Source organism: Streptomyces sp. NPDC087440, from assembly GCF_044744005.1.
In the GTDB taxonomy this organism is placed as follows: domain Bacteria; phylum Actinomycetota; class Actinomycetes; order Streptomycetales; family Streptomycetaceae; genus Streptomyces.
In genome coordinates this window covers 60,195-82,098 of record NZ_JBIUXN010000033.1, presented here as the reverse complement: position 1 = coordinate 82,098, position 21,904 = coordinate 60,195, and the positions used below count along the sequence as shown (strand labels likewise).

28 protein-coding genes and 1 pseudogene are annotated in these 21,904 nt (G+C 68.3%); 24 read left to right on the top strand and 5 right to left on the bottom strand.

Going from position 1 to position 21,904, the window contains the following annotated elements; all coding sequences use genetic code 11:
• The first annotated feature begins 23 nt into the window (after positions 1 to 23).
• The 18 genes from ACIO3O_RS40255 (at position 24) to ACIO3O_RS40170 (ending at position 13,496) form a co-directional block, all read left to right on the top strand.
• Entirely contained in the window at positions 24 to 929 is a 906-nt protein-coding gene (locus ACIO3O_RS40255) for an AAA family ATPase (protein WP_401755150.1), read from the top strand.
• Positions 926 to 1,192, top strand: coding sequence for a hypothetical protein (locus tag ACIO3O_RS40250; RefSeq protein WP_401755139.1), 267 nt, complete (start codon positions 926 to 928; stop codon positions 1,190 to 1,192). Before ACIO3O_RS40255 ends, ACIO3O_RS40250 begins: the two co-directional genes overlap by 4 nt.
• Positions 1,189 to 1,389 carry a hypothetical protein gene (locus ACIO3O_RS40245; RefSeq protein WP_401755136.1) on the top strand — a complete coding sequence of 67 codons (201 nt, stop codon included), beginning with the start codon at positions 1,189 to 1,191 and terminating at the stop codon, positions 1,387 to 1,389. Before ACIO3O_RS40250 ends, ACIO3O_RS40245 begins: the two co-directional genes overlap by 4 nt.
• A gap of 38 nt (positions 1,390 to 1,427) precedes the next feature.
• Positions 1,428 to 2,267, top strand: a complete 840-nt coding sequence (locus tag ACIO3O_RS40240) for a hypothetical protein (RefSeq protein WP_401755133.1) — start codon at positions 1,428 to 1,430, stop codon at positions 2,265 to 2,267.
• 266 nt (positions 2,268 to 2,533) lie between these two features.
• Positions 2,534 to 2,842 (top strand): hypothetical protein, encoded by a 309-nt coding sequence (locus ACIO3O_RS40235; protein WP_401755130.1) that lies wholly within the window; start codon positions 2,534 to 2,536, stop codon positions 2,840 to 2,842.
• A 100-nt stretch (positions 2,843 to 2,942) separates the two neighbouring features.
• Positions 2,943 to 3,218 carry a hypothetical protein gene (locus ACIO3O_RS40230; protein ID WP_401755128.1) on the top strand — a complete coding sequence of 92 codons (276 nt, stop codon included), beginning with the start codon at positions 2,943 to 2,945 and terminating at the stop codon, positions 3,216 to 3,218.
• A 91-nt stretch (positions 3,219 to 3,309) separates the two neighbouring features.
• The gene (locus ACIO3O_RS40225) at positions 3,310 to 3,987 is read left to right on the top strand and encodes a GGDEF domain-containing protein (protein WP_401755125.1); all 678 of its coding nucleotides are present in this window, start codon (positions 3,310 to 3,312) and stop codon (positions 3,985 to 3,987) included.
• Entirely contained in the window at positions 3,984 to 4,418 is a 435-nt protein-coding gene (locus tag ACIO3O_RS40220; RefSeq protein ID WP_401755122.1) for a hypothetical protein, read from the top strand. Before ACIO3O_RS40225 ends, ACIO3O_RS40220 begins: the two co-directional genes overlap by 4 nt.
• 374 nt (positions 4,419 to 4,792) lie before the next feature.
• On the top strand, positions 4,793 to 5,014 hold the full coding sequence (locus ACIO3O_RS40215; RefSeq protein ID WP_401755119.1) for a hypothetical protein: 222 nt from the start codon (positions 4,793 to 4,795) through the stop codon (positions 5,012 to 5,014).
• 37 nt (positions 5,015 to 5,051) lie between these two features.
• Entirely contained in the window at positions 5,052 to 5,672 is a 621-nt protein-coding gene (locus ACIO3O_RS40210; protein WP_401755116.1) for a histone-like nucleoid-structuring protein Lsr2, read from the top strand.
• Positions 5,672 to 6,397, top strand: coding sequence for a hypothetical protein (locus tag ACIO3O_RS40205; RefSeq protein WP_401755114.1), 726 nt, complete (start codon positions 5,672 to 5,674; stop codon positions 6,395 to 6,397). Before ACIO3O_RS40210 ends, ACIO3O_RS40205 begins: the two co-directional genes overlap by 1 nt.
• The gene (locus tag ACIO3O_RS40200) at positions 6,394 to 6,594 is read left to right on the top strand and encodes a hypothetical protein (RefSeq protein ID WP_401755111.1); all 201 of its coding nucleotides are present in this window, start codon (positions 6,394 to 6,396) and stop codon (positions 6,592 to 6,594) included. The genes ACIO3O_RS40205 and ACIO3O_RS40200 overlap by 4 nt, the downstream gene beginning before the upstream one ends.
• A gap of 10 nt (positions 6,595 to 6,604) precedes the next feature.
• Positions 6,605 to 7,066, top strand: coding sequence for a hypothetical protein (locus ACIO3O_RS40195; protein ID WP_401755109.1), 462 nt, complete (start codon positions 6,605 to 6,607; stop codon positions 7,064 to 7,066).
• A gap of 20 nt (positions 7,067 to 7,086) precedes the next feature.
• The gene (locus ACIO3O_RS40190) at positions 7,087 to 7,236 is read left to right on the top strand and encodes a hypothetical protein (RefSeq protein WP_401755106.1); all 150 of its coding nucleotides are present in this window, start codon (positions 7,087 to 7,089) and stop codon (positions 7,234 to 7,236) included.
• A gap of 83 nt (positions 7,237 to 7,319) precedes the next feature.
• Positions 7,320 to 8,780: a site-specific integrase gene (locus tag ACIO3O_RS40185; protein ID WP_401755104.1), complete on the top strand. Its 1,461-nt coding sequence runs from the start codon at positions 7,320 to 7,322 to the stop codon at positions 8,778 to 8,780.
• 419 nt (positions 8,781 to 9,199) lie between these two features.
• A complete protein-coding gene (locus ACIO3O_RS40180) occupies positions 9,200 to 10,735 on the top strand; it encodes a hypothetical protein (protein WP_401755101.1) in 1,536 nt (511 codons plus the stop codon).
• Complete coding sequence (locus ACIO3O_RS40175) at positions 10,732 to 13,077, top strand: hypothetical protein (RefSeq protein ID WP_401755098.1); 2,346 nt, start codon at positions 10,732 to 10,734, stop codon at positions 13,075 to 13,077. Before ACIO3O_RS40180 ends, ACIO3O_RS40175 begins: the two co-directional genes overlap by 4 nt.
• Positions 13,077 to 13,496: a hypothetical protein gene (locus ACIO3O_RS40170; RefSeq protein WP_401755095.1), complete on the top strand. Its 420-nt coding sequence runs from the start codon at positions 13,077 to 13,079 to the stop codon at positions 13,494 to 13,496. The genes ACIO3O_RS40175 and ACIO3O_RS40170 overlap by 1 nt, the downstream gene beginning before the upstream one ends.
• Before the next feature lie 12 nt (positions 13,497 to 13,508).
• Here ACIO3O_RS40170 and ACIO3O_RS40165 read toward each other — a convergent pair whose 3' ends face one another.
• Entirely contained in the window at positions 13,509 to 13,799 is a 291-nt protein-coding gene (locus tag ACIO3O_RS40165; RefSeq protein WP_401755092.1) for a hypothetical protein, read from the bottom strand.
• On the opposite strand from ACIO3O_RS40165, the gene ACIO3O_RS40160 reads away from it, so the two are divergent.
• Together ACIO3O_RS40160 and ACIO3O_RS40155 are read left to right on the top strand one after the other, a co-directional pair.
• Positions 13,782 to 14,243, top strand: coding sequence for a hypothetical protein (locus tag ACIO3O_RS40160; protein ID WP_401755089.1), 462 nt, complete (start codon positions 13,782 to 13,784; stop codon positions 14,241 to 14,243). The two genes, ACIO3O_RS40165 and ACIO3O_RS40160, sit on opposite strands and share 18 nt — an antisense overlap.
• 149 nt (positions 14,244 to 14,392) lie before the next feature.
• Positions 14,393 to 15,052, top strand: coding sequence for a hypothetical protein (locus ACIO3O_RS40155; protein WP_401755086.1), 660 nt, complete (start codon positions 14,393 to 14,395; stop codon positions 15,050 to 15,052).
• Between the two features lie 179 nt (positions 15,053 to 15,231).
• Here the strand turns inward: ACIO3O_RS40155 and ACIO3O_RS40150 are convergent, their stop codons facing one another.
• Together ACIO3O_RS40150 and ACIO3O_RS40145 are read right to left on the bottom strand one after the other, a co-directional pair.
• Positions 15,232 to 15,423 carry a hypothetical protein gene (locus ACIO3O_RS40150; RefSeq protein ID WP_401755084.1) on the bottom strand — a complete coding sequence of 64 codons (192 nt, stop codon included), beginning with the start codon at positions 15,421 to 15,423 and terminating at the stop codon, positions 15,232 to 15,234.
• Positions 15,424 to 15,545: 122 nt separating this feature from the next.
• Complete coding sequence (locus ACIO3O_RS40145; protein WP_401755081.1) at positions 15,546 to 16,094, bottom strand: ribosome-recycling factor; 549 nt, start codon at positions 16,092 to 16,094, stop codon at positions 15,546 to 15,548.
• Positions 16,095 to 16,983: 889 nt separating this feature from the next.
• Here ACIO3O_RS40145 and ACIO3O_RS40140 point away from each other — a divergent pair.
• The 4 genes and pseudogenes from ACIO3O_RS40140 to ACIO3O_RS40125 all read left to right on the top strand — a co-directional run.
• Positions 16,984 to 17,709 (top strand): annotated as a pseudogene (locus ACIO3O_RS40140) (NUDIX domain-containing protein); the annotation flags it as partial.
• 443 nt (positions 17,710 to 18,152) lie between these two features.
• On the top strand, positions 18,153 to 18,299 hold the full coding sequence (locus ACIO3O_RS40135; RefSeq protein ID WP_401755078.1) for a hypothetical protein: 147 nt from the start codon (positions 18,153 to 18,155) through the stop codon (positions 18,297 to 18,299).
• Positions 18,300 to 18,464: 165 nt separating this feature from the next.
• Entirely contained in the window at positions 18,465 to 18,986 is a 522-nt protein-coding gene (locus ACIO3O_RS40130) for a hypothetical protein (protein ID WP_401755075.1), read from the top strand.
• Positions 18,983 to 19,675 carry a hypothetical protein gene (locus ACIO3O_RS40125; protein WP_401755073.1) on the top strand — a complete coding sequence of 231 codons (693 nt, stop codon included), beginning with the start codon at positions 18,983 to 18,985 and terminating at the stop codon, positions 19,673 to 19,675. Before ACIO3O_RS40130 ends, ACIO3O_RS40125 begins: the two co-directional genes overlap by 4 nt.
• Positions 19,676 to 19,839: 164 nt before the next feature.
• Here ACIO3O_RS40125 and ACIO3O_RS40120 read toward each other — a convergent pair whose 3' ends face one another.
• The gene (locus ACIO3O_RS40120) at positions 19,840 to 20,952 is read right to left on the bottom strand and encodes a ParB/RepB/Spo0J family partition protein (RefSeq protein ID WP_401755070.1); all 1,113 of its coding nucleotides are present in this window, start codon (positions 20,950 to 20,952) and stop codon (positions 19,840 to 19,842) included.
• Positions 20,949 to 21,683: a ParA family protein gene (locus ACIO3O_RS40115; RefSeq protein WP_401755067.1), complete on the bottom strand. Its 735-nt coding sequence runs from the start codon at positions 21,681 to 21,683 to the stop codon at positions 20,949 to 20,951. Before ACIO3O_RS40115 ends, ACIO3O_RS40120 begins: the two co-directional genes overlap by 4 nt.
• Between the last annotated feature and the right edge of the window lie 221 nt (positions 21,684 to 21,904).

Below are 21,904 nucleotides of genomic sequence, written 5' to 3'. Positions count from 1 at the left end.
ACCCGGCGGTCTCTCGGCACCCAATACCTACGCCACCCCGGCACACAACCACCCCTGCTCGATCCGCTTCAACACGTCGATTCAACAGGGAAGACCCCCCCGGCGACCAGGGCGCGACCGGTGACGCCGCCGACGTCCTCCAGCTGATCCTGGAGTGCCGGATGGCCCGGGGCCGCAACACGGTCATTGACGCTACGAATCTCGAACTGCCCGTCAGGGCGGAGCTGGTGACGGCCGCGAAGCGGCACGGCGTACCGGCCTCCGCGATCGTCCTGGCGACGTCGTTGTCGGTGTGCCTGAAACGACAGGGCCCGCGCCCGGACAACCGGCGCGTTCCTGAGGAGGTCGTACGCGCCCAGCACCAGGCACTGCCGTACGACCACCGGAAGCTGACTGCCGAAGGGTTCACCACGGTCGTCTTCGCCCACAACCTCCGCCGCCTGGAGCCGTTCTTGCACCGGCTTTCGCAGGCCCGGGAGGCCGACCTCGGGCGCGAGGGCAGCGAGGGCCTGGGCGACCTGCTCCTGGTCCGCCGGTACTTCGGCCCGGAGATCCTGCCGCTGTGGCAGTGGCTGCCCGAGTCGGACCTGGCGGGCGGCCGGGACCGCGTCGCGGAGATCCGCCTCGGGGAGCAGAAGCTCACCCTCGTCTTCCGCGACGACGTCGACGGCGCGGGGGACTTCGGCTTCGACGTCCTGCTGCCGTGTCCCTTCGACCCGGAGTGCAGCGGGCAGGCGTGGGCGCCCGTCTACTCGGTCACCGACCTGCACAAGGCGCTGACCGGTGTCATGGACAGCGACCCGGACCTCACCTGCACCGTCCACGGCGGGCTCGATGTGGACCAGGAGGCCGACGACCACGACCAGGACGACGACCCCGACAGCCGCGCCGACCTCGAGGCGCAGGCCATGGAAGCGATCAGCGGATGACGGCCAAAACCTCAGCCTGCGGCTGGGACCAGGCCCTCTTCCGGTGCGGCCGGTGCGGTGCTGAGCACACCGCCGCCACCGAGGCCGACTACCTCAAAATCGTCGGCGCTCACGGTGACGCCCATGCCGTGTGGGACAGGCTCAACCCCATCGAGCGCGACGGCTTCGCCTCGATCCTGCGCACCATCCTGTCCGCGCCGGACCTCGCCGTGGAGCTCCTGGCCCTCGCCGACCGGCCGCCGACCGGAGGCGAGGACAGGTGAGCCGCGCCGCCGACGGCCCGCACCCGCACCCGCTCACCCCGGCCGACCTCCCGGCCGGGGACGCGTGGGCATCGGGCTGCCCGAGCTGTCACCTCGTCATCCAGGGCGGCACCGCGGGACTCGCCGCGCACCGCCGCACGGTCCACACCCGCGCGGGCGACCCGCGCACCCCCATCACCATCCAGCTCCAGTTCTGAGCGGCCCCGCCCGCCGACACCCCGAAGGGACGTTCCCCATGCAGATCACGAACACGTACGGCACCCCGCACCACGTCAGCGACGCCAGCCCGTCCCACGTCATGAGCTGCGACTACTACCGGGTGCCCCTGGTCGGCGTCATCGCCCCCGGCAACCCCGGCTTCGAGGACATGGTCAAGGTGCTCCAGGACAACGGCCACCACAGCCGCCCCGAGGGCTACGGGCTGATCTTCCTGGAGTCCGAGGAGTTCTCCGCGGTCTACTTCGGGGCGATCACACAGATCGAGCAGTACAAGCGCGACAACACCGATGGCACGGGCACCTTCGACGGCTCGCTGGGCGTCACGTACGCGCAGTGGCCCCAAGGCGCGGGCTGGGACGACTACATCCCCCGCGTCTTCTGGAACGCCAAGGCCCGCGGCGCGGTCGCGGACGGCGTCGGTCTGGTCACCGCCTTCGCGCACACCGAGATCCCGGGCGCGGAAGTCATCGTCTACGAGTTCGAGGGGACCTGGCGTCCCGGCGGCGAGGCGAAGCAGATGGTCACTTACCACTGCACTGGCTGCCACGAGGACACGTTCCACGACAGCGGGCACGTGCACGACAACACCGGCCCCGACCGGCGCCGTTGGGCTGCCCGCCAGGCCCGCCAGCACCTGATCAGCGCCTCCCGGCACGGCGTCGGCGACAAGAAGAGCGCCTGCCGCCCCACCAACGGCGAGATGCTCCGCGCCGTGAACGCCCTCGCCCGCGAGAAGTGGGGCACCCCGGGCAACGCCCTCCCGGACACCGACGACGCGTACTGCGCCACCAAGGGCCCCTGCTCGGTCATCCGCGAGCTCCGCGCCGGGATTCGCCCACCGGTCTACCGCGCATGAGCTGCCCCACGCGCAAGATCCGGTACGGCAGCGAACTCGACGCGAAGATCGCTCTTGCGCGTACCGCCAGGAACACCGCCCGCCGCAACGAATCCCGCACCTACCGCTGCCCGAAGTGCCGTGGGTGGCACCTCAGCAGCACAGGGCGGCGGAGGGCCCGGTGACGGAGGCCATGGCCCGGCGTTTCCACCGCCGGCCCACGCCAACGCCGTTGGCCCACGCACCTCGATCACGATCCGGCTCGATCTCTGACAAGGAGAAACCCGATGAATGCTGTCCTGGCCAAGGTGAACACCTTCGCCGCGCTCGACACCTGCTTCACCGCGGAGCTCGCCGCCCTCATCGGCAGTGAACCGCCGCGCAGCCTCACCCCGAACCGGTTCCTCGACCTGGTCGAAGAGGTCCGCGATCTCCTCGCCGACTCCCGCCTCGGCCACCTCCAGGACGCCAGCGACGACCTGGACTCCGCTGCCACCTACCTCACCGACGCGCTGACCGAGCCCGGCGCCGATCAGCCCGCGCTCCTGGCCCGCGCGCGTACCCACCTGCGCGACGCCATCGAGACGGCCAGCTGACCCTGCCCGAGTTCAGCGCACTCTGTGCCGCCCCGGACCCTGCACCAGCCGGGGTCGGGGCGGTCGCAGTGGCCCCTCAACACGGAAGGAGTTGGACGTCATGCGCCGATACGAGGTCGACGTCCCGATACACCACGCAGCAGATCAGGAACGGCAGGGACATCACGTCTTCACCGGCCGTGCCGCCGGGGAGCGCGAGGCCCTGGCCGCCGCACACCACGCCTACGACCGGGCCGTGCAGAACCTGTCCGCCGGCCGACCGGCCCCCGATGACTCCAGCGACGGATGGGGCGTGTGCGCTGTGCGGCCCGACTGGGTCCTGGACTGGCACAAGGCCACCACCACGGAGTGGGTCAACCCCCGCAGCCTGATGTGAATTCGCCCCGAGGCAGGCGCACTAGGCGTCGAAACCGTCGCCTGCCCCGGGCCCAACCCAACTCGTACGAGACGAGAGGGAGATCCCCAGTATGGACTCCGTCCTGCACCCCGGGGGCCGGTTTGGCCCACCCGCCCTTCTGATCACCGCTGCCGCCGTGCCGTTGACCGGCTGGGCGGTGCACGTCCTCGCGTTGCACAAGAAGCTCACCGCCACCCAGCGCGACCCGCTGACCGGCCTGTTGCGCCGTGACGCCTACACCGCCCGCGCCCGCCGCGTCCTGGCCCGCCACGGTGACGACACCGCCGTACTCATGGTCGACGCCGACAGGTTCAAGCAGGTCAACGACCACTTTGGACACGCGGCCGGTGACACCGTCCTCGCGGCGTTCGGCGCCCGGCTCCACGCATGGGCGGGCCCGCGCGCCGCGATCGGCCGCCTCGGGGGTGATGAGTTCGCCGTGGTCCTTCAGCTGCCCGCCGACCGCCGTACGGGCCGCCTGGAGCAGCTGGTCCGGATGCTGCGTGTGCCCGTCGTCCTGGACGACGGGCACACCGTCGACGTCGCCGCATCGGTCGGCGCCGCGACACCGGATGTGATCAGGTCCCGCGACCTGTCGCTCCTCCAGCGGGCCGCCGACGCCGCTCTGTACGACGGCAAGCACTCCGGCCGCCCGCACATCGCCACCACGGCGCATGCCACCATGGCGTCCGTCAACGGCCGCCGTTACGGGCGTCCGGGGACAGCGGTGTGGGGTCGAGCCGCGTGAGCACCGCCGAACTCCCGGACGGCGACTGGATCCGCGGCATCACCATCCGCCAGCCCTGGGCGACCTGCATCCTCGCGGGCAAGAACGTGGAGAACAGGCCCAAGCCCTGGAGCTGGCGAGGCTGGGTGCTTCTTCACGCCGGGAAGGCGAAACCGGAGCCCGCCCTACTGCGCAACGCGTTGGTCGCCCGTACGGTCCGCGGCCGCGGGCTGCCCCTCGGTGCGGTCATCGGCGTCGCCCGTCTGACCGACTGCCACCAGGACCCCGACGGCGCCCCGCCCTGTACCGAGTGGGCGGAACCCGGGGCATGGCACTTGGTGGTCACCGACGTCCAGGAGCTCGCCCTGCCCATCGTCGTCGGCGGACAGCTCGGACTCTGGAGGCCGACACAGGACCAGGTCCGCGGACAGCTGCCCGACCTGCGGCCATGACCGGCAAGAAGAGCAAAGGGGCAGCCGTTCGAGCCGGGATGCGTCCCAGTCCCAGGCGGGCTGCTGGACTGGCGCGACGCCCGCCATTTCGCCGCCCGGTAGGACCGCCCCTGCACGGTGTGCTCGGGACCGACGCCGATGCGCTCCCACGCCGGTGAGGCAGTCCACAAGGTATGCGCCGAAGCGTGGATCGCTGAGAACGCGGTCGAAGCCCGTCTCGGACGGTTCGCCAACGACCTCCAGGCCAAACGCCGCGACACCGGCCACGCCTAACAGGAAAGCCCCCGGGGGCAGTTCGTTCCGTCACCAGCCGTGTGGCCAGCCGAACCTTCCCCGGGGGCTACGTCAACCTTCGCATGTTCAAGGAGACCGCCGTGACGCACTCCAGCGAACCCCTCTCCCTCCCCGCTTCCCGCACCCCCGCCGACGCCGCCACCGAGGTCGAGCGGGCGCTCGCCCACCCGGAACCGCCAGCCTCCCCCGCGTGGTCGCGCCGCAGCAGGGTCCTGCCGCTCACCCGCGAGGACCGCGAGCACCACCGGGCCCTCCTCCTGCAGGCCCTGCGCGGCTGGACGATCCCCCGCACCGCCCGATGACCACCACCCCCTCTCTCTGTGTGAAGGAGCCCCCGACATGCAGCAGTTGAACGACACGAAGAAGACGTCCGCGTTCGAGGCGATGGCCCTGTCGATGCACGGGGCAGGTCACCCCCTGGACGAGATCACCCAAGCGACCGGCCTGACCGAGGACGAGATCACGTCCCTCGTGGACGTGCCGGACCGGATGAGCCCGGACACCTTCCCCACTCCGTCCCGTACGCAGCTGGCCGCCGACCGTGCTGTCGGTGAACTTCTCGCGTGGGCCGAGGGCCACCCGGCCACCGCGATCCGCAAGAAGGCCACCCGCGTCCGCAACGACCTGACCGAACTCGGGGAACGCCGTGCCGCCGCTGACGCGCAGCGGGCAGCCGAGGACCGTGTCGCCCAGCTCAAGGCCGAACTCGACACCGCGCAGGCGCTCCTGCGCGAGGTGAAGGCCGGACGCACCCCCGCCACGGAGCTCACCGGCTCCCCGGCCGTCACCTCCGGTACGCCGGCACCCGGCCACCGGCGCAGCACCGAGGAACTGGCTGCGATCCGTGCGTGGGCCCGAGCGAACAGCCATACGGTCGCCAGCCGCGGCAACCCGGCCAAAGCAGTTCTCGACGCCTACGACGCCGAACACACCCCGAACCTGCAGGCGGTGGCCTCCTGATGGAAGACATAGCCCTGGTCCTGGACGGACACCTCGACGCCCCCGCCGAACCCGGCGACAGCGCCGACACCGCCTTCTGGCGGCTGAACTCCTCCCCCACCGACCACCTCATCCACGACGCGCTGATCCCCTGCACCACCAACACCGCGCACGTCGCCAACACCCTGCTCACCGAGTGCCGCCCCGGCGACCTGCTCCGCGTCGTGGGCCGCCTCACCCTCCCGGACACCGGACAGGGCCCCATCTGCCTGCACGCCGACAGCGTGGAGATCCTCTGGCAGGCCCCCGACCTCCCCGACGACGAAGACACCCCCGAGGCCAGTGCCGAGATCGGCGCCGCGATCGAGAGCCTCGCCCAGGCCCTCGCCGGAGGCCAGGCACCCGGACCGGACCAGCGCGTCCGCATCCACCTCAGCCCCACGGGTGCCCCGCAGGCGGGCGTGGACCTCAGCCGCAGCCTCCACCTCACCCCTGCCCGCGCCCACCAGCTCGCCGACGCGATCGACGCCATGAACGCCTTCCACAGCAGCGGGCCCCTGGACGGCCTGGACGAGGTGACCGTGGCCGACCTGAACGCCCTGTTCGGCGATCTCGATCTGGTCGACCTGACCCACGAGGTCCTGAAGACCGCCCCACCGCAGGCCCATCGGGCGATCTGCCAGGCCATGGACGCCATGTTCGGTGACATCGACGACCCCAGCCTCGAAGACGGAGACACCCCATGACCCCCACCCCGGCCCTCACCAGGGCCTCCCGCTGCCGCCAGTGCGACGCCCGCGAAGCACTCGTCCTCAGCGAAGTCCCCATGGGAGAAGCACGGGCGCTGCCCCTCGCGGACGAACGTGCCGCCCAGGCCGGGCACGGAGCACACGTCCACGTCGACCAGAGCAGCGACCGGTTCCAGGTCGTGCGGTCCCTGTAGGCAGAAGCTGATGCCGATCCGTCCCGAGAACCTCGCCCGCTACCCGGACAACTGGCCCGAGATCAGCGCCAGAATCCGGTTCGAAAGGGCGGGCGGCCGCTGTGAGTGCTCCGGGCAGTGCGGCCTGGAGCACCCCGGCGGGCGCTGCCTCGCCCTCCACGGCCAGCCGCATCCGGACACCGGTTCCCAGGTGCTCCTGACCACAGCCCACCTCAACCACACCCCGGAAGACGTAAGGGAGGAGGTGCTCCTGGCGGCGTGCCAGCGCTGCCACCTCCGCATCGACCACGGCCACCACAAGGTGACCCGCTCGATCACCCTTGCCGCCCGCGCGGCCGCCGCCGGACAGCTCGGACTCCTCACCGAGGCCGACCTCGTTCGGATCGAACCACCCACCCCACCGCGCTCGCCCGTACCCCGCACGATCCACACAGCGGCTCAACTCCCCCTCCCCGAGCTGGAGGCACCGTGATGCCCAACCGAGAGGTGAACATGACCGAGACCGAGACGTCCGAGCCCATTCGGTACACCGCCGACGTGGTCGCCCTGACACCCGACGGCGCCGTCCTGCTGATCGAGCGCGATTGGGCACCGTTCGAGGGCGCCTGGGCTTTGCCCGGTGGTTATGCCAAGGGTTTGTAGCTGTCTCAGCCCGCTCCTCTCGGTACCGCCTCTGAGCTGGGAGTTGGTTATGTTCATGGTGATCCCGATGTCTCAAAGGACCCATGAGCTACTTCTTCACGTCACGCAGCAAGGTACGTCGTTACTACGAGCCGATACCCGAGGTAGGTCTGGATGGAGCTCAGTACACGAGCCGGGACAAGGCTCTGAAGGACGGCACCCCGTTTTTCCTCGGGCCAGACATGCGGCCCAAGGAACCTCACTGTTCGTTCTTCTTCGAACTGGCCAAGACGCTTGAGGCGAAGTCCCTGCAGGACTACGCCTACGACTTCCTCGACCTGGACGACTTCCTGGCCAGGTTGGACCCGTCGGCCGACGTTCTGTCGGCTGATGAGGACGATCTGATCGCCTACCGCGACTACTGCACCGAGTACCGCGATGAACCGATGGGTCCGGCGACGTGGAAGCGCCGGCGAGCCGTGATCAACCGCTTCTACGACTGGGCCGTCGACGAGGCGAAGGTACTCGATCGGCGCCCGTACTACCGCAAGAAGAACGGCAGGGACATTCTGGCCTGGGGTTCGACCACCCAGCTGGACGTGCGCCATCTGACCTTCGAGCAATGGTGGTTCCTGGACCGGGTCGGCCTTCGCGGACTGCTGCCCGACGGGTCGGCCGACCCCTCGTTCCGCTCCGGGCACGCGCTGCGAAACAGCTGCGGGGGCAACCTGGCCATCACGACCGGACTTCGCCTGCGCGAGTTCAGCACCTTGTTCGACATCGAGGTCGGCCCTGCGCGTCGGGACGGCTCCGCCAGCGAGGTCGAGCTGGAGGCAATCGCGAAATTCGGCCTGCCCAGGACCGTTGAGGTCCAGGACGCCATGCTGCGAGACCTGGACTGGTACCGGCGGACCGAGCGCGCCAGCTGCATCCGCAAGGCCGCACGGAACCTGCACCGCCAACGCGACGAGCTCTTCGTCGTCGACGACGTCAACCTGCGCACGATGAGAGTCGGCGGAATTCATGAGGGCCGCCGAAGGACGTACTCCGTCAAGGCGATGAAGGCCCCGCTGCGACGGATCACGGTCATCGAAGGTGACCACGGCCTGGAGCCGATGGCACTGTTCGTCGGACGCAACGGGCGGATGATTAGCAGCCAGCGCTGGGAACAGGTCTTCACCGCCGCCCACGTCCGGACGATACGGATCGCTGCCGAGTACGGCCTGCCTCTGGAGATGCCGAGCCGGGTCCGGATCCACGACCTGCGCCACACGTTCGCGATCTTCATGCTGGAGCAGCTGACCGAACTGCTGATCGCCCAGGACGCCGAGCAGTTCCGTCTCACCGGCCGTACACCGGCGTACGCGGCCGATCACGTGTCCCGCAATCCGTTCTTGACCGTTATGCGGCTCCTCGGACACCGCCGACCGGAGTCGACCATGCGCTACCTGACGTACAAAAGGAAGACGAACTTGCTGGTCGCGAGGGCTATCAGGGACTGGAACGAGCAGGACCGCACCTACGCGGATCTGGCCGCTCGTCACGCCTCCGGCTGGACCGCCTGATGCCGCGCCGAGGAGAACGCCGCATCCAATCAGCCGCCGTTCCGCCGCGCCGCGCAACTGCACGCGCCGTTGACCGCATCGGAGTGCGGGAGTTGACACAGGTGAAGCGGGGTCGTCTGACAGCCAGCCGGATCGACCCGGGCGACTACGACTGCCCGGTGCTGGCTGCACAGCTGGCCGACACCTGGCTCGACTACCACCACAAGGCGGCATAGAAGAACAGCAGCGGCTACTCGGCGGCGGTTCGCGCATTCGCGAAGTTCACCGGCCCGTATCTGATCGCGTCGGGCCTGGACCCGGCCGATGCCCGCCTGGACGATGACCGCATCGACCTCACCGAAGTCATCTACGCCTGGGAGAACGATCTCCTGGCGAAGTCTCCGCAGGACGCGGGACGGCCATGGCAGTTCGCCAGGGCCTTGCTGGTGCTGATCCACCACCGTGCTGAGCGGGACGCGAAGGTGCCGGACAAGCTCCGCAAACGCGCGGCGGCGCCCGCCAGCGCCCGCAAGGCCACCAGCCAACCGTTCGACGAGTTCTCCAACGCTGAACGCTTGGCCCTGAAGGGCGCGGCCCAGGAGGATCTCCGGGCTCTGGAGAAACGGCTGACCCGGGGCAGAGAGCTCTTGGCGGCCGGCCGGGATCCGCGCGAGCACGGCTGGAGGGAACTGGCGAACCTGGTCTGGGCCGCTCGCCACCGCGTGCTGACCAGCGCCGGTCTAGAAGCCGGCCTTCCGCCTCACGCCAGGTACTGGCCTGAGGAACTGCGGGACGTACGCCCGGCCAGCAAGGGCGCCCTCGCCGGTCGCTACGGTCTCATGCGGGCTGCCAACGGCTTGCTGTTTCCCCAGGAGTTGGACCTGCACCCGTTCCGGGTGCTGCTGCTGCTCGCAATGCTCGACTGCACCACCGATGAACTGGCTGCGCTCCAAGTCCCGGACCTTGAATTTAGCGCCCAGGGGGTGCGCGTCGTCCAGGTCAAGAACCGCGCTACGCGGATCCGCGCCGACTATCACGTGATCGATCGGCCATTGGAGGAGGGTGAGGGCCCGGGTGAACTCGCCTACGAGGGCCGCGGTGAGTGGGACGTTGCCGGGCTGCTGCGGCGTCTGGTGAAGGCCACCGCGCTGACACGCGAGGTATTCGGCGGCGAGCCCTGGTTGTTCACCGCGGTCGAATCCGCCGAGAATCGCAGCACCATGGACGCCCGCTTTGCCCGGTTCGTTGATCCGGGGCGGCGTTTCACGCACTGGATCGCGTCACACATCGACGCATCCGGCGCGGCCGTCCTGGATATCTCCGAGCCGCATGAAGCGCGTCGTCTGCGCAAGACCGCGAAGACCACGCGGGTTGTCGCCCTGGGCGGCACCTTGTCCGACATGGCAGGAGACGACCACAGCATTCAGGTGTTCCAGGGGCACTACGCTCACGGCACCACCGCGCATGTCCTGGCTGGGGCGGCGATGAACCGCGCTCAGCAGCTCGTCTTCGACCGGCTCGCGGCCAAGCCAGTCCTGGTCGCGCCCCAGGCGCAGCCCCGCCTGGGCGAGCCCGAGGTCGCCCAGGCGCTGGGCGTGAGCCCGGAGCTGGGAGCGGCGCTGAGCGCCGGTGAGCTGGACATGGGCGTGAGCAACTGCAAGGACCCCCTGGACTCCCCGCACAGCAGCCCGGGCAAGCTCTGCCATGTCGCGCCGGCGATGTGCATGATCTGCGGCAACGCCGTCGTGTTCGTCACTCAACTGCCGCAGCAACTGCTGTTGTACGACCACATCGAGCAGATGCGCCTGACTCAGCCGCCCATGGTTTGGGAAGCCGTCTGGGGGCGCCAGGCCAGGGCCTTGGCCGAGGTGTTCGAGGAGTGTGCCGAGCACCTGCCTGCGGCCCGTCGGGCGATTGAGGAACAGGGCATCCGCCTCAACCTGCCTTTGGGCATGCGAACGGAGTACGACCGATGACCGCCCCCACCTCTGCTGCCGTTCTAGGCCGGCTGGCATCGCGCACCTTCGCCGACGACGAGCCGGTCTATACGGCCATGTCCGGTCAACTCCCCGGAGTGCAGGGGCCGGTGTTCGGGCGTGTCGACGAGTGGCCCTGCGACTGCCTCAGGCGCCCGGCAAACCGAAAGCCGCATGAGTGGAAGTGCTCCTTCCCGCTCGAACCCGTCTGGAACCTGCGGGCACGGGAGGTCGTGTTCTGCATGCTCAATCCTCACCACCGAGCACTGAGGGACGCGGGAATCTTCCCTGGCCGGAAGATCTGGAGTCCGGCCACAGCCCGCAAGGAGTGCATCTGCCTGGCTGCCCTGGGCGCCTGGGCGGTCAAGGAAGGCATGCCGGATGACCTGCAGATGTGGGCGACTGAAGACTGGCAGGGATATATCGACCACCGTGCCTCGAGCACTGGGCCTGAGTCGGTACGCAGTGCGGTCGGCGCCGTACGGCGCCTGGTGCGGTACTCCGGAGTTCTGACTGGCACCGGAGTGCTGGAGGATCCCTGGCCGGGGAAGACGGACAGCGAGGTGGCCAAGCTCGCGGCCAGCGACAATTTGTCCACGCCGTCGATTTCGCCGGAGGTCTGGTGGCCGCTGCTGCGGGCGGCCTGGGCCTACATCGACCGATTCTCCGCAGACATCCTGGATCGGCGAGACCGCGAGACGGACCGGTTGACGGTGCAGGATCCGTCGCCGCGTGGTCTCGGAGTGGGCAGCACTGACACGCGGTTGCAGCAGTGGCTCGCTGACCCCACGAACCTGGTACCCCTCAACGCGTACGGCTCCCGGAGTCAATCGAAGGGGGCCCCGATATGGGCTCTGCTCAGCCGGAACATCACGGGAGGCACCAGCAAGAAGATCTTCGAGATCGGCCGCGCCAAACAGGGAGTGAGGCGCCGGTCGGAAGTCCTGCGGATGATCGAGGAAACCGGCAGGGTCGAATCTCTCGATCCCCCGGAGGTCAGGCGGAGGGTGTCGCAGTTCCCTGCACAGGTGTCACTCAAGCGCTCGCGGCAGTCCCTGGACGACACGCTCCACGGGTGGCTGGCCGATCCGACCAACGTCATCCCCGTCCATGCGAACGGATCCGTTGGGGACCGTGCGGGTGAGCCGGTGTGGTCCAGGCTGGAAGAGCTCGTACTCGAAACGCCCGGGCAGATAAGCCTCTTCAACACCACAGGCCAGGCCAGCCTGCTTCGGCGCGAGGCTGTCCTGCGCGTCTTGGCGGCAGGTACTCACCAAGTGGTGAGCTACGAACGGAAGCTGATCCTGGAGCTTCACCTGCTCAGGGCAGCCTGCTACATCTTCGTCGCCGCGCTCAGTGCCATGCGCGACTCGGAAATTCAGGAGATCCAGCGCGGCGCACTCACCCAGCACTACGGTGCCCCGGCGATTGGCTCCCGCAAGGTGAAGGGAGACTCCTCGATGCCGAAAGAGAATTGGTGGATCATCGAGCCGGTCGCGCAGACCCTGGCGGTGGCCGAACGCCTGTCCTGGCACGACACCCACCTCTTCACAGCATTGGGCGCGGGACGCATCGGTATCAAGGCGGTGGCCGACATCGACCTCTTCATCGCGCAGGTGAATGCCAACCGGCACCTCACCTGCCTGGAGGAGATACCAAGTGGGCGTGTCCGCCCGCACATGTTCCGCAGAACCATGTCAATCATCGCCAGTCAGCAGCCGGACGGTGAGATCGCCGTGGGCATTCAGCTCAAACACGCGGCGCGACGCGCTCTCGCGAACCGCTTGTCCGGGGCATATGGCCAGATCGATGCCAAGTGGGCGAAGGAGTTCGACTCCGACCTGCAGACGGCGGCCGCCCGCAAGCTCGTAGGGCTTCTCAAGGCCCGCCGTAGCGGTGGGACCATCGCGGTGGGCCCCGGTGCCGCGCGCTTCCATGCCGGACTGGACAAGGTCAACGCCGCCATCGCCCAGACTCCGACACTGCGAGCCGAGATCGCTGACGAGCGGCTGGAGATCACCCTGCTGCGGGATGAGTTCGCCGACCTGCACCTGGGCACGGTCAACCACTGCATGTGGAACGCACCCACCGCAGAGTGCCAGAACCAGCTCCCGCCGGCCCAGCGCGGCCAAGCACCGCTGCTGGGAGCGTGCCAGCCCTCGCGGTGCCGCAACTCCGTCCTGACGCTGTCGCACGAACGGATCTGGCGGATGGAGGAGACCGACCTGGTGGAGTTTGTGACAAAGAAACTCTCCAAGCCTCTGCGCGATCAGGCGTTGGCCAGGCTCGCGGAGGTCCGCTCCGCCACCCAACAGATCGACCGACTCAAGGAGAACGCCTGATGCCGGTATCCGCCGCGACCGCCGACAAGCTGCGGGAGGCCATGGTCCGACTTCTGGCCGGAGAACCCCTGCACAGCGACGGCGCGTTGACGAAGGAGAACCTTGCTCGCGAGGCCCGAGTCAGCCACGCCACCGTTCACCGAGCCCAGGACATCCTGGCGGAATGGGACATCCAAGTCGCCCACCCCGTCCTGCGCACTCCTGGAGAGCTCCGCCGCGATGAGACGATCGCCGAGCTGAAGACCAAGCTCCGCAAGGCCAACGAGAGGGCTGGTGAGCTGCAGGGCAAACTCGACGCCCTCGCTACGGTGACCGCGAACCTCTATCGCGAAACCATCGAGCTGAAGAAGAAGGCAGCGCGCAAACCGGAGCAGAATCGACTCGGTCTCCTGCGCGGCGGCAACTCTGTGGAGACATGACCCGCGAACGAGTCAGCTCAAGAAGCGGGCGATGTGAACGTCAAGGAGGGTGCCGAATGCGTCTGCGGATGCGACCCGCGGGGCGTCGCACACGACGTTGTCGTCTGTCAGGGTGTCGAGGTCGGCCCAGCCGCCCGGATACAGGGTGATGTGCGCTTCGATTCCTACGGCGTTCGTGATGCGTACTCCAATCGAGCCCGGCTCGCTGACCAGCGACCTGTCGGTTTGGAAGAGTTGGGGCCAGGAGGCAGTCTCGTCGCGCCAAGTCAGGACCTGCGGCACCTGATGCTGACCGACGTCCACGACGGGCGCCTCCACCTGGGCGAGCGCAATATCCCCTTGGCCCAGCCGGTGCGCACACGCTTGGCCGCCTATCTCGAGGAACGCACCCGCCGCTGGCCGAACACCGCCAACCCGCACTTCTTCATCAACTGCACGACCGCCACCGATCTCGGGCCGACCAGCAACATCTGGGCGACCAAGGTGCTGGGAATCTCCGCACAAGCCATCCGCGAGGACCGCATCGTCCACGAACTCCTGGCGACGGGAGACCTGCGGCACCTGGTCGACCTGTTCGGGCTGACCATCAGCGGCGCGTACCGCTACCTCGCCGCCCTCGACCCGTCGTCCACCCGGAAGCCGAATGAGGCCGGGGGGGGCTGCTCGACGCCGCCCATCATGAGGATCCGCGTGATCGCCGGCGCCCCACCGGCCGCCGGACTGATCGTTAACCCGTCTCGGCCGTGATCTCGTACACCTGCCGTCACCCGCCATGTAACGGAGCGTTACTACGCTTCGAGTGCCGACGATCAGGGATGCCCGCATCACGTCGAACACTTCCGGTAATCAATTGAGTACGCTGCGTGTTGATCATGGTGTCTAGGCAAGGGATCGACATGCACTCTGACTCGCACACACCGCTGAAGACGGCGCGGGCCCGGTCGGTGAGGACGAAGGGGGCGGCGCTGGTGCTGGCCGCGGCAGGGGCCCTGTGCCTGCTGCCTGCCGGTACGGCGGCGACGGCCGCTCCGGCGGACGCCGACGCGAAGCGGTGCCACGGGGACACCATCCCCTTCTACCAGCTGTACAAGCCGGGCAGGGGCACCTACCGGTACACGACGGACAAGAAGGTGGTCAGGAAGGAGACCGAAGCGGGGTACACCGACATGGGGCCTATCGCCTGTGTTTTCCCCCGGACGGCCGGCATTGGAGCAGGGAGTGTGAGGAATGCCGTCTATGAGCTCTACAAGGAGTCCACGCGCGACTACGTCTATGTGACTGCTGCACTGGACAAGGCCAAGCTTGGCCAAAGGGGGTACGTCACCCAGGGCAAAGTCGCCTACGTAGCCACGGGGCCGCGTGCCAGTGAGCACCGCACCAAGCTGCTCCGGGTGTGGAACCCGCGCCGTCAGCGCCACGCGCTGGCCGCAAGCGTGGAGGCGAAGGAGGTGTTCAACCGCCGTGGATACGACACGATCGCGAAGGTCGGGTATGTGTGGCCGCTGGACAAGCCCGACACCGCCGACACCCACCCCGTGAACACGACCACCCCCTGACACCACCGCGTGCACAGGACGGGGCCCGCACGCACCGCCGGCACGCGGCGGGCCCCAGGGCCATGCGGGGTGTCGTGTCCATGGCAGGGGGTCTGCCTCACCTTCAACCGCACCGGTGCCGCTGGGCTGACCACCGATCAGGAAGGCCGTGCTCTGTGGCCAGGTGGCGTGAACGGGCATCAGGGTCCGGTCGGTGCGAGCGTGCTGACGCGGTTCTCGTACTCGCGGCGGGCCGTGCGCTGGTCGGGGATCGCCCGCATGCCGTTGAGTGCCTGGCAGCGGTCGAGGAGTTGGCGGTGGACCGCAGGCGCGGCGGTGACACGGCAGTGAGCCGGAGCCGCGTCGTACGGCGTGGCCCGTGCCGAGCGCATCCCGCTCTGCGGGCCCCAGGCCAGCGGCGCGGAGAGAGTCGGCGACCATGCCCGGGACGTGAAAGGTGACCGCCCGCTCCGGCCCGAGGTGTCCTCCCCGGGCCGGGCGGGACAGTCGCCTGCTAGGACGACTGCAACCTCGCGAGCTTGTCGGATTCCGCCGCATCGATCTCCCCGATGCGGGCTTCGGTGGCCTTCTGTACCCGCTCTCGCGCGCGGCGGGCATCGTCCTCGCTCATCGTCTTGGCGCTCAGCCGGGCATCCAGATCATCGGCGGCTTCGCGGCCCGCAGCTTGCACGGCCTCGCGGCTCTTCTTCGCTGCACCAGTGATCTTTGCAGCGTAGGCCGCGCGGACTTCCTGAGTCATCTCCGGTAGCCGGACGATGATGTCCTGGCCCTCGCTGGCCACGTTCAGCCCCAGATCCGCCTTCTCGATCGCCTTCTCCACCTCCCCCTGGGAGTCGGATTCCCACACGGTGACCTTCAGCGTCCGGGGGCCCGTGGGGGAGATTTTGGCAATCACCTTCAGCTCAACGGTGTCCCCATAACCCCCATCCACACGAACCCTCTCCAGAAGACTCGGATGGATTCGACCGGTAGTGATCTTATTGATCTCCTCCTTGAACGCCGCAACGACGGCGTCCATCCGAGCATGATCGATGTGTTCCATGAGGTTCTGCCTCTCCGGTTCGCTTCTATACGATGCCTCGCCAGTTCCCGGCTGCGGCGGTGCAGTGACCTTGGCCTCCCCACATCACGGCACGGGAAACCGTCGCGCGAACCATGATCGTTCTCAGCGCCAACAGCCCTACCGGCCCCACGGCCGACGTTCGAAGCACAGGCTGGAATCTGTACGGCTGTGGCAACCAAGCGGCGTTGAGCACAAGCTGAGGGTGACACCAATCCCACTGCCAAAGCCGAAACCCGCCGCGGGGTAGTGTGCCGCAGGTCGATCACTAACGCTCAGTCCGTGGCGGGTGACGGCAGCTATACGAGATCACGGCCATGTCGCCGACCGCCGACATCCCGTGTCGCGAGCCGCTGACGTTCTGACGTCGTCCGACAGTTCCAGAACCCACGTGCTCACCGGCCCGGCTACCGGTACTAGTTCGGCGAGTTCACGTCGTCGAACCCTTCGGAATCCGCGAACTCGCGGGAGATCTGGTTGAGGTCGATGATTCGCTCCATGGCGGAAGAGTCGCTCACCGGCGCCGGTGACATCCAGGAATTCCGAACGGCCAGCGACATCAACGGAACCCCTCCCGCTGATCAATGTCGACGGGGGCCCCGCGAGTGCGCAGTCGGGCCATCAGGAATTCCATCTCCGGCAATGTCCCTTCCAGGCCGTCGCCGCTCAGTTCGCCGACCAGTTCCTGGGCCCGCGACAAGGAACCGGGCGGAGCCAATGGATCGCCAGGTCACAGCAGGGCAAAATCTTTCGCTCAACGTGAGACACCATCGACCGCCTATAGGCGGAGTCCTTGCAGATCCGTTGGGCGGATCTACTGAGACAACAGCGGCTCTGAGACAGGTGAACTGTTCCTAACGGTGGTCACCTCGACCCGGGCGAGTCCAGCCGTGAAGCCGCCGCCCGGGAGCTCGGGGAGGAGACCGGTCTCCGCGTGGCCACCAACTCCCTGCGCGAGATCGGCACCTGGGACCAGCCCGGCCGCGACCCCCGCGGCCGGTACAGCACCGACGCCTTCCTGGCCGTCGTCCCCGCCAATACCCCGATCGTCGCCGGGGACGACGCCCGCACCGCCCGCTGGTGGCCCCTGAACGCCCTGCCGGAACGACTCGCGTTCGACCACGCCGACATCCTCACCGCGGCCTTGGCACTCAACACGGCACAGGGGGACGGCACGGTGAGCGTCATCGGCCAGGAACAGGGGATAGACCACGGCAGCATGCGCGGCTACCGCCAGCACACGTACCGCAAGATCCCCGCGACCGAGGCGTGCGGCTGCCTGGCCGCCGTCCGCGAGCACCAGAGCACCAGCAAGCCCGTCACGAAGCGCTCGCAGAAGCAGCGCGAGTGGTACGGCGGTCAGTACGTCACCAACGGCACCGGCTCCCAGCCCGGACGCCGCATCCCCCCGCCGGGCGACTGCCCCGTCGACGGATGCGGCCACACGGCCACGGACCGCCGCCAGCAGGCCCGCGGCTGGGTCCGCATCCATGTCCAGGGCTCCCGCATGCCCGCCCGCGACTTCTGCTCCGGGCCCTGCGCCACGGTCGGGATCGCCCTGGCCGAACTGCGCATGGACACCCCCGCCAGCGGCTGACCACCGCTGCGCACAGCACACCCCCGAAGCGGCCCACCCCATGAGGCGGGCCGCTTCACCCCTGTCCGGCCCGGGGCAGCCGTCGGCCACGAGCCCGGCCGCCCCGGCACTCTCCACCCTTTGAAGGAGGACTCCCCTATGGCATCCGCGATTTCGGCCTCCTTGCGACACTTCCGCGCCGCTCTCACTGGGCAACCCGCGGAACCGGTGCAGCTGCCCGCCCTCGAAGAGACGTGCCCGCACTGCAACGGCGACCCGCTCACCCCCAACGCCGAATGGCAGGAGTGGAACCGCAAGGACAACGACCTGCTCCAGCAGGCGACCACCGCCCGCCACGCCGTGGGCATCACCGAGGCCAACCCACTGCACCAGCAGATGAGCGAGCTCCCCGACCCCGCCCAGCTGCTCGCGCTGCACCACCCGGCCCGCACCGCGACGCTCTGGTGGACCAAGCACCAGACCTCAAGCCCTACTGGCCCGAGATGGACTGGTGCGCCGACTGCGAGGGCACCGGCCGCCAGCCCACCGAAGCCGGACGCCAGCTGCTCGCCTTCCTCCACAGCAAGGACGACCACCGGCCTGCTCCCTGAAGTGCCCACGGGGGAGGCGCGGACACTGCCCCACGCGGGCGAACGCACGGCAGGACACCAACCTCCACCGCGCGGCCACGACCTCCTGAACCACCGACCCGGCCGGAAGGCCGGGGCGCGGCACTCCCCGGCCTCCCCCTCCATCAGCACACCGAGAGGACCCGCGTGTTAGCCACCCTCATCACCGCCGCCCTCACCATCGTCGCCACCCTGCTGGGCGCGATCGTCAGCGGCCGCTTCGCGGAGCGCGCCGCCGAACGGTCGGTACGCGTCAGCCACGGCGAGGCGATCCGCCGCGACCGGCTCGAAGCCGTCACCGCGCTGGCCTGCGCCGCCAGCGACCACCGCACGGCAATGTGGAGGCGCGGCGGCGCCATCCTCCATGGCGCCAGCCGCGAGCGGATCGAGACCCTGCTCGGCGAGAGCCACATGACCCGCAGCGCGATCACCCGCCCGCTGGTCGCCCTGCGCGTCCTCTTCGAGGACCAGGTCGTACGCACCGCCGCCGACCACATGATCACGCTCACCTACGCGATCCGGACCGCGTACGCCACCACCGACGACCTGACCGCCGCCCGCGAGGCCGCGAAGAACGCCCACGACACCTTCGTGAACACCGCCGCCCGCTACCTGAGCCCGGCCCCACCGACCGCCACTCGCACCCCCGAACAGGAGCCCACCCGATGAAGCGACCCACGTTGTGCCGCTGCGGTCACTCCCCCGGCACCCTCTCCCCCGAGGACCAGGCCGCCGTCGACCAGTTCCGCGCGATGCTCACCGCCGTACGCAACCCGCAACCCTGGGAACCCGGCAGCGCGCAGGATGTCGCCGTGCGGGTCGGTCCGTTCGTGGAACGCGCGCACGTCCGGCCCGGCGACGACCGCGGCCCCGAGGTCATCGCCGTGGCCCTGGTCCACCCGGACACCCCGCACGCTGTGGCCTACCTCCACGGCCGCCAGCTCGGCTACATCGGACGCGGCTGGCTCCGCTGCGAGACGGCCGCGATCCTCGGCGTCTGGCAGCCCGGACACTCGATCCTCACCCACGCCGCCGCCAACCTGTCCCTCCCCGACGACCTCGGCATGGACCCGGCGCACTACGCCGTCACCGTCGAGGCCTGCAAAGAGGACGGGAACGGCCATACTCTCCTGCGTCTTGGCCCCTACGTGCAGACCGGGCACGCCTCCCACGACGTTGCACGGATCACCACCGCACTGGCTGGCCGGGAGACGGCGCTGGTACCCGGAGCCTGGATCAGCGCATGGACAACCGCGTTCGACGCCAGCGACCACGAGGGCTACGTCGACCCGTACACGGCCGAAGTAGCTGACGTGGCCGCGCTCCTGGACGACGCCATCGCGGGGACAAGCACGTGACAGACCGGTAGAAATCAGAAGGCCCGTCCCGACGCGAACCTCGCGTCAGGACGGGCCTTCTTCTGTTTCAAGGACTGATGTCCTTCCCGCGTTGCGAAGGGACCAGGGTGAGAATCAAGTGCCCTGGTGGCCTGCGAGTTGCGAGTATTCCTGGTGCGTGAGGATCAGAGTTCTGTGTTTTCTCGGAGCAGTCGGCTCGCCAGCCGCTTACGGCTGGCGAGCGGCATGTGTTCCATGAGGAATGCCAGGACCTCATCTGCATCTGCCCAGTCCACCGGCAGGCCGCCAAGGTTGGGCGGGTTCGCTACGGCTACTGCGGCGGGCGGCTTCAAAACCGGGTTTTGAAGATCCTCTGCGGAGCCATGCGGGGTCGAGGTCGGCCCCGAGTCGGACGGAGTGACCTGTGCTTGGGAGAGAGGGGAGGCCGCCGAGTTCAAAACCGGGTTTTGAACCTCGTCGTCGTCAGGGGGTGAGGCTTGTTCGGGCACCGTTGCCGACGGGGGTGCCAAAACCGCGTTTTGAGCCCCCGCACTGGCAGCTGCCGTTGCCTCGACACCTTGCGACTTCTCTGGCTTGGCGGCCTTGGGTTCCGCGACAAGCTCCTCGTACGCGGCGCGCTGTTCGTCATGGTCCGCGGTGCGACCGGCGAGTTCGCGGGCGGCCTTCAGCTTGAACACCTTGGCATCGACAAGATCCTGCAGGTCCGGTGCCAACTTCAGGAGCGCAAGCCGCTGGGACACGTACATCTGGGTCTTGCCGATGCGTTTGGCTACTGCGTCCTGTGAGCCGTGTTTGGCGACCATCCGCTTGAGGAAGCGAGCTTCCTTGCAGGGGGCGATTGCCTTGCGGTGGATGTTGTCGATGAGTACCGACTCGTCCAGCTGGTGCTCCTCCCCCTTCCCCAGGTGGTCCTGCACGCGGACATCAATCAGGGTCCAGCGCAGAGCTCGTGCGGCGGCCAGTCGGCGGTTGCCGCCAAGGGCGACGTACTGCGCGGTGCCGACCTCCTTCGTGTGCTCAGGAAGGTGGCGGAGCCACACATCCCTGGACACCACGGCGATCGGCTGGAGCTGGCCCACTTGCGACATGGTCTGCTTCAGCTCGACGAAGTCCGCGTCCTTGTCGGTGTACTCCGCCTTGGACCTCGGGTTGTCTGGGTTCCCGACCACCAGGTGCATGCGGACGGTGGTCACCGCCGTGTCGACGCCGTCGTTCTTCGCGGCTGCCGGGGCAGTACCGGCGAGGGCTGTGATGTCGATCTTCTTACGGCTGCTCATCGTCGGCCCTTGCCTCCGGCTCCGATCTCCACCGCGAGCTTGTAGAAGTCCTCGCGGGCCTCCATGGCGACGCGGTTCTTCTTGTAGCGGGTGACGACGGTGCCTTCCAGTGCCGCCCGGGTGTGCACCTTGTAGCGGCGGATCACCGTGTTCGCCAGCTTCCAGCCGTTGGCCCGGGCGAACTCCTGCGCTTCTTGCAGGTCGGCGACTCCGTCTCGCGGATCCCAGTTATTGATCACGACAAGGTAGGGGAGTCCGAGCGGCAGGACGACCTCGTTCATGGTTTCCTGCGTGGGGATGTACGACAGCCCCTCGGGGAACATCGGGATGATCAAGTCGTCGGCTGTGGCGAGGACGTGACGCATCGCCTCCGCGGCACTGCCCGTTCCGAAGGGATCGCCGGCGCTCTGCCGTTCCTCTTCGGGAAGGTCCATCCAGCCGGGGGTGTCGATGAAGGCGTGCTTGATGCTCCGGGACTTCTTGATCTGATCAAGGACGTGGAGATCCTGAGCCTGCTTCACCTGGGCGAAGGAGAACGGCAGATCATCGCCGACTCGTTCAGACCACCAGCTCGATGAACCTTGCGGGTCACTGGAGATGGCGACGACATTGTCGTCCTTGCCCTCGGGCGTCGGGCCCAGTACCTCAGCGGTGGTGGCTGCGACGTTGACCGTAACGGTCGATTTGCCGACGCCTCCCTTGCGGTTCACAACCGCAGTCATGCGTGCCATGAGTAATGCTCCGTCTTCCGTATGCTTCCCGGCTGCAGTCACTGCCGGTACTAGCGGACCAGGACAGGATGTCACGACGCTGGTGTCCGACATGCGTTGGTCCAGGCGATTCGCACGGGGCGGCTTCAAAACCCGGTTTTGAAGCCGCACTGCGTACGACGGACCGGCACCCAGGCCCGCAGGACGGCCACACAGTAAGAGCGGTGCGCAGAAACCCGGTT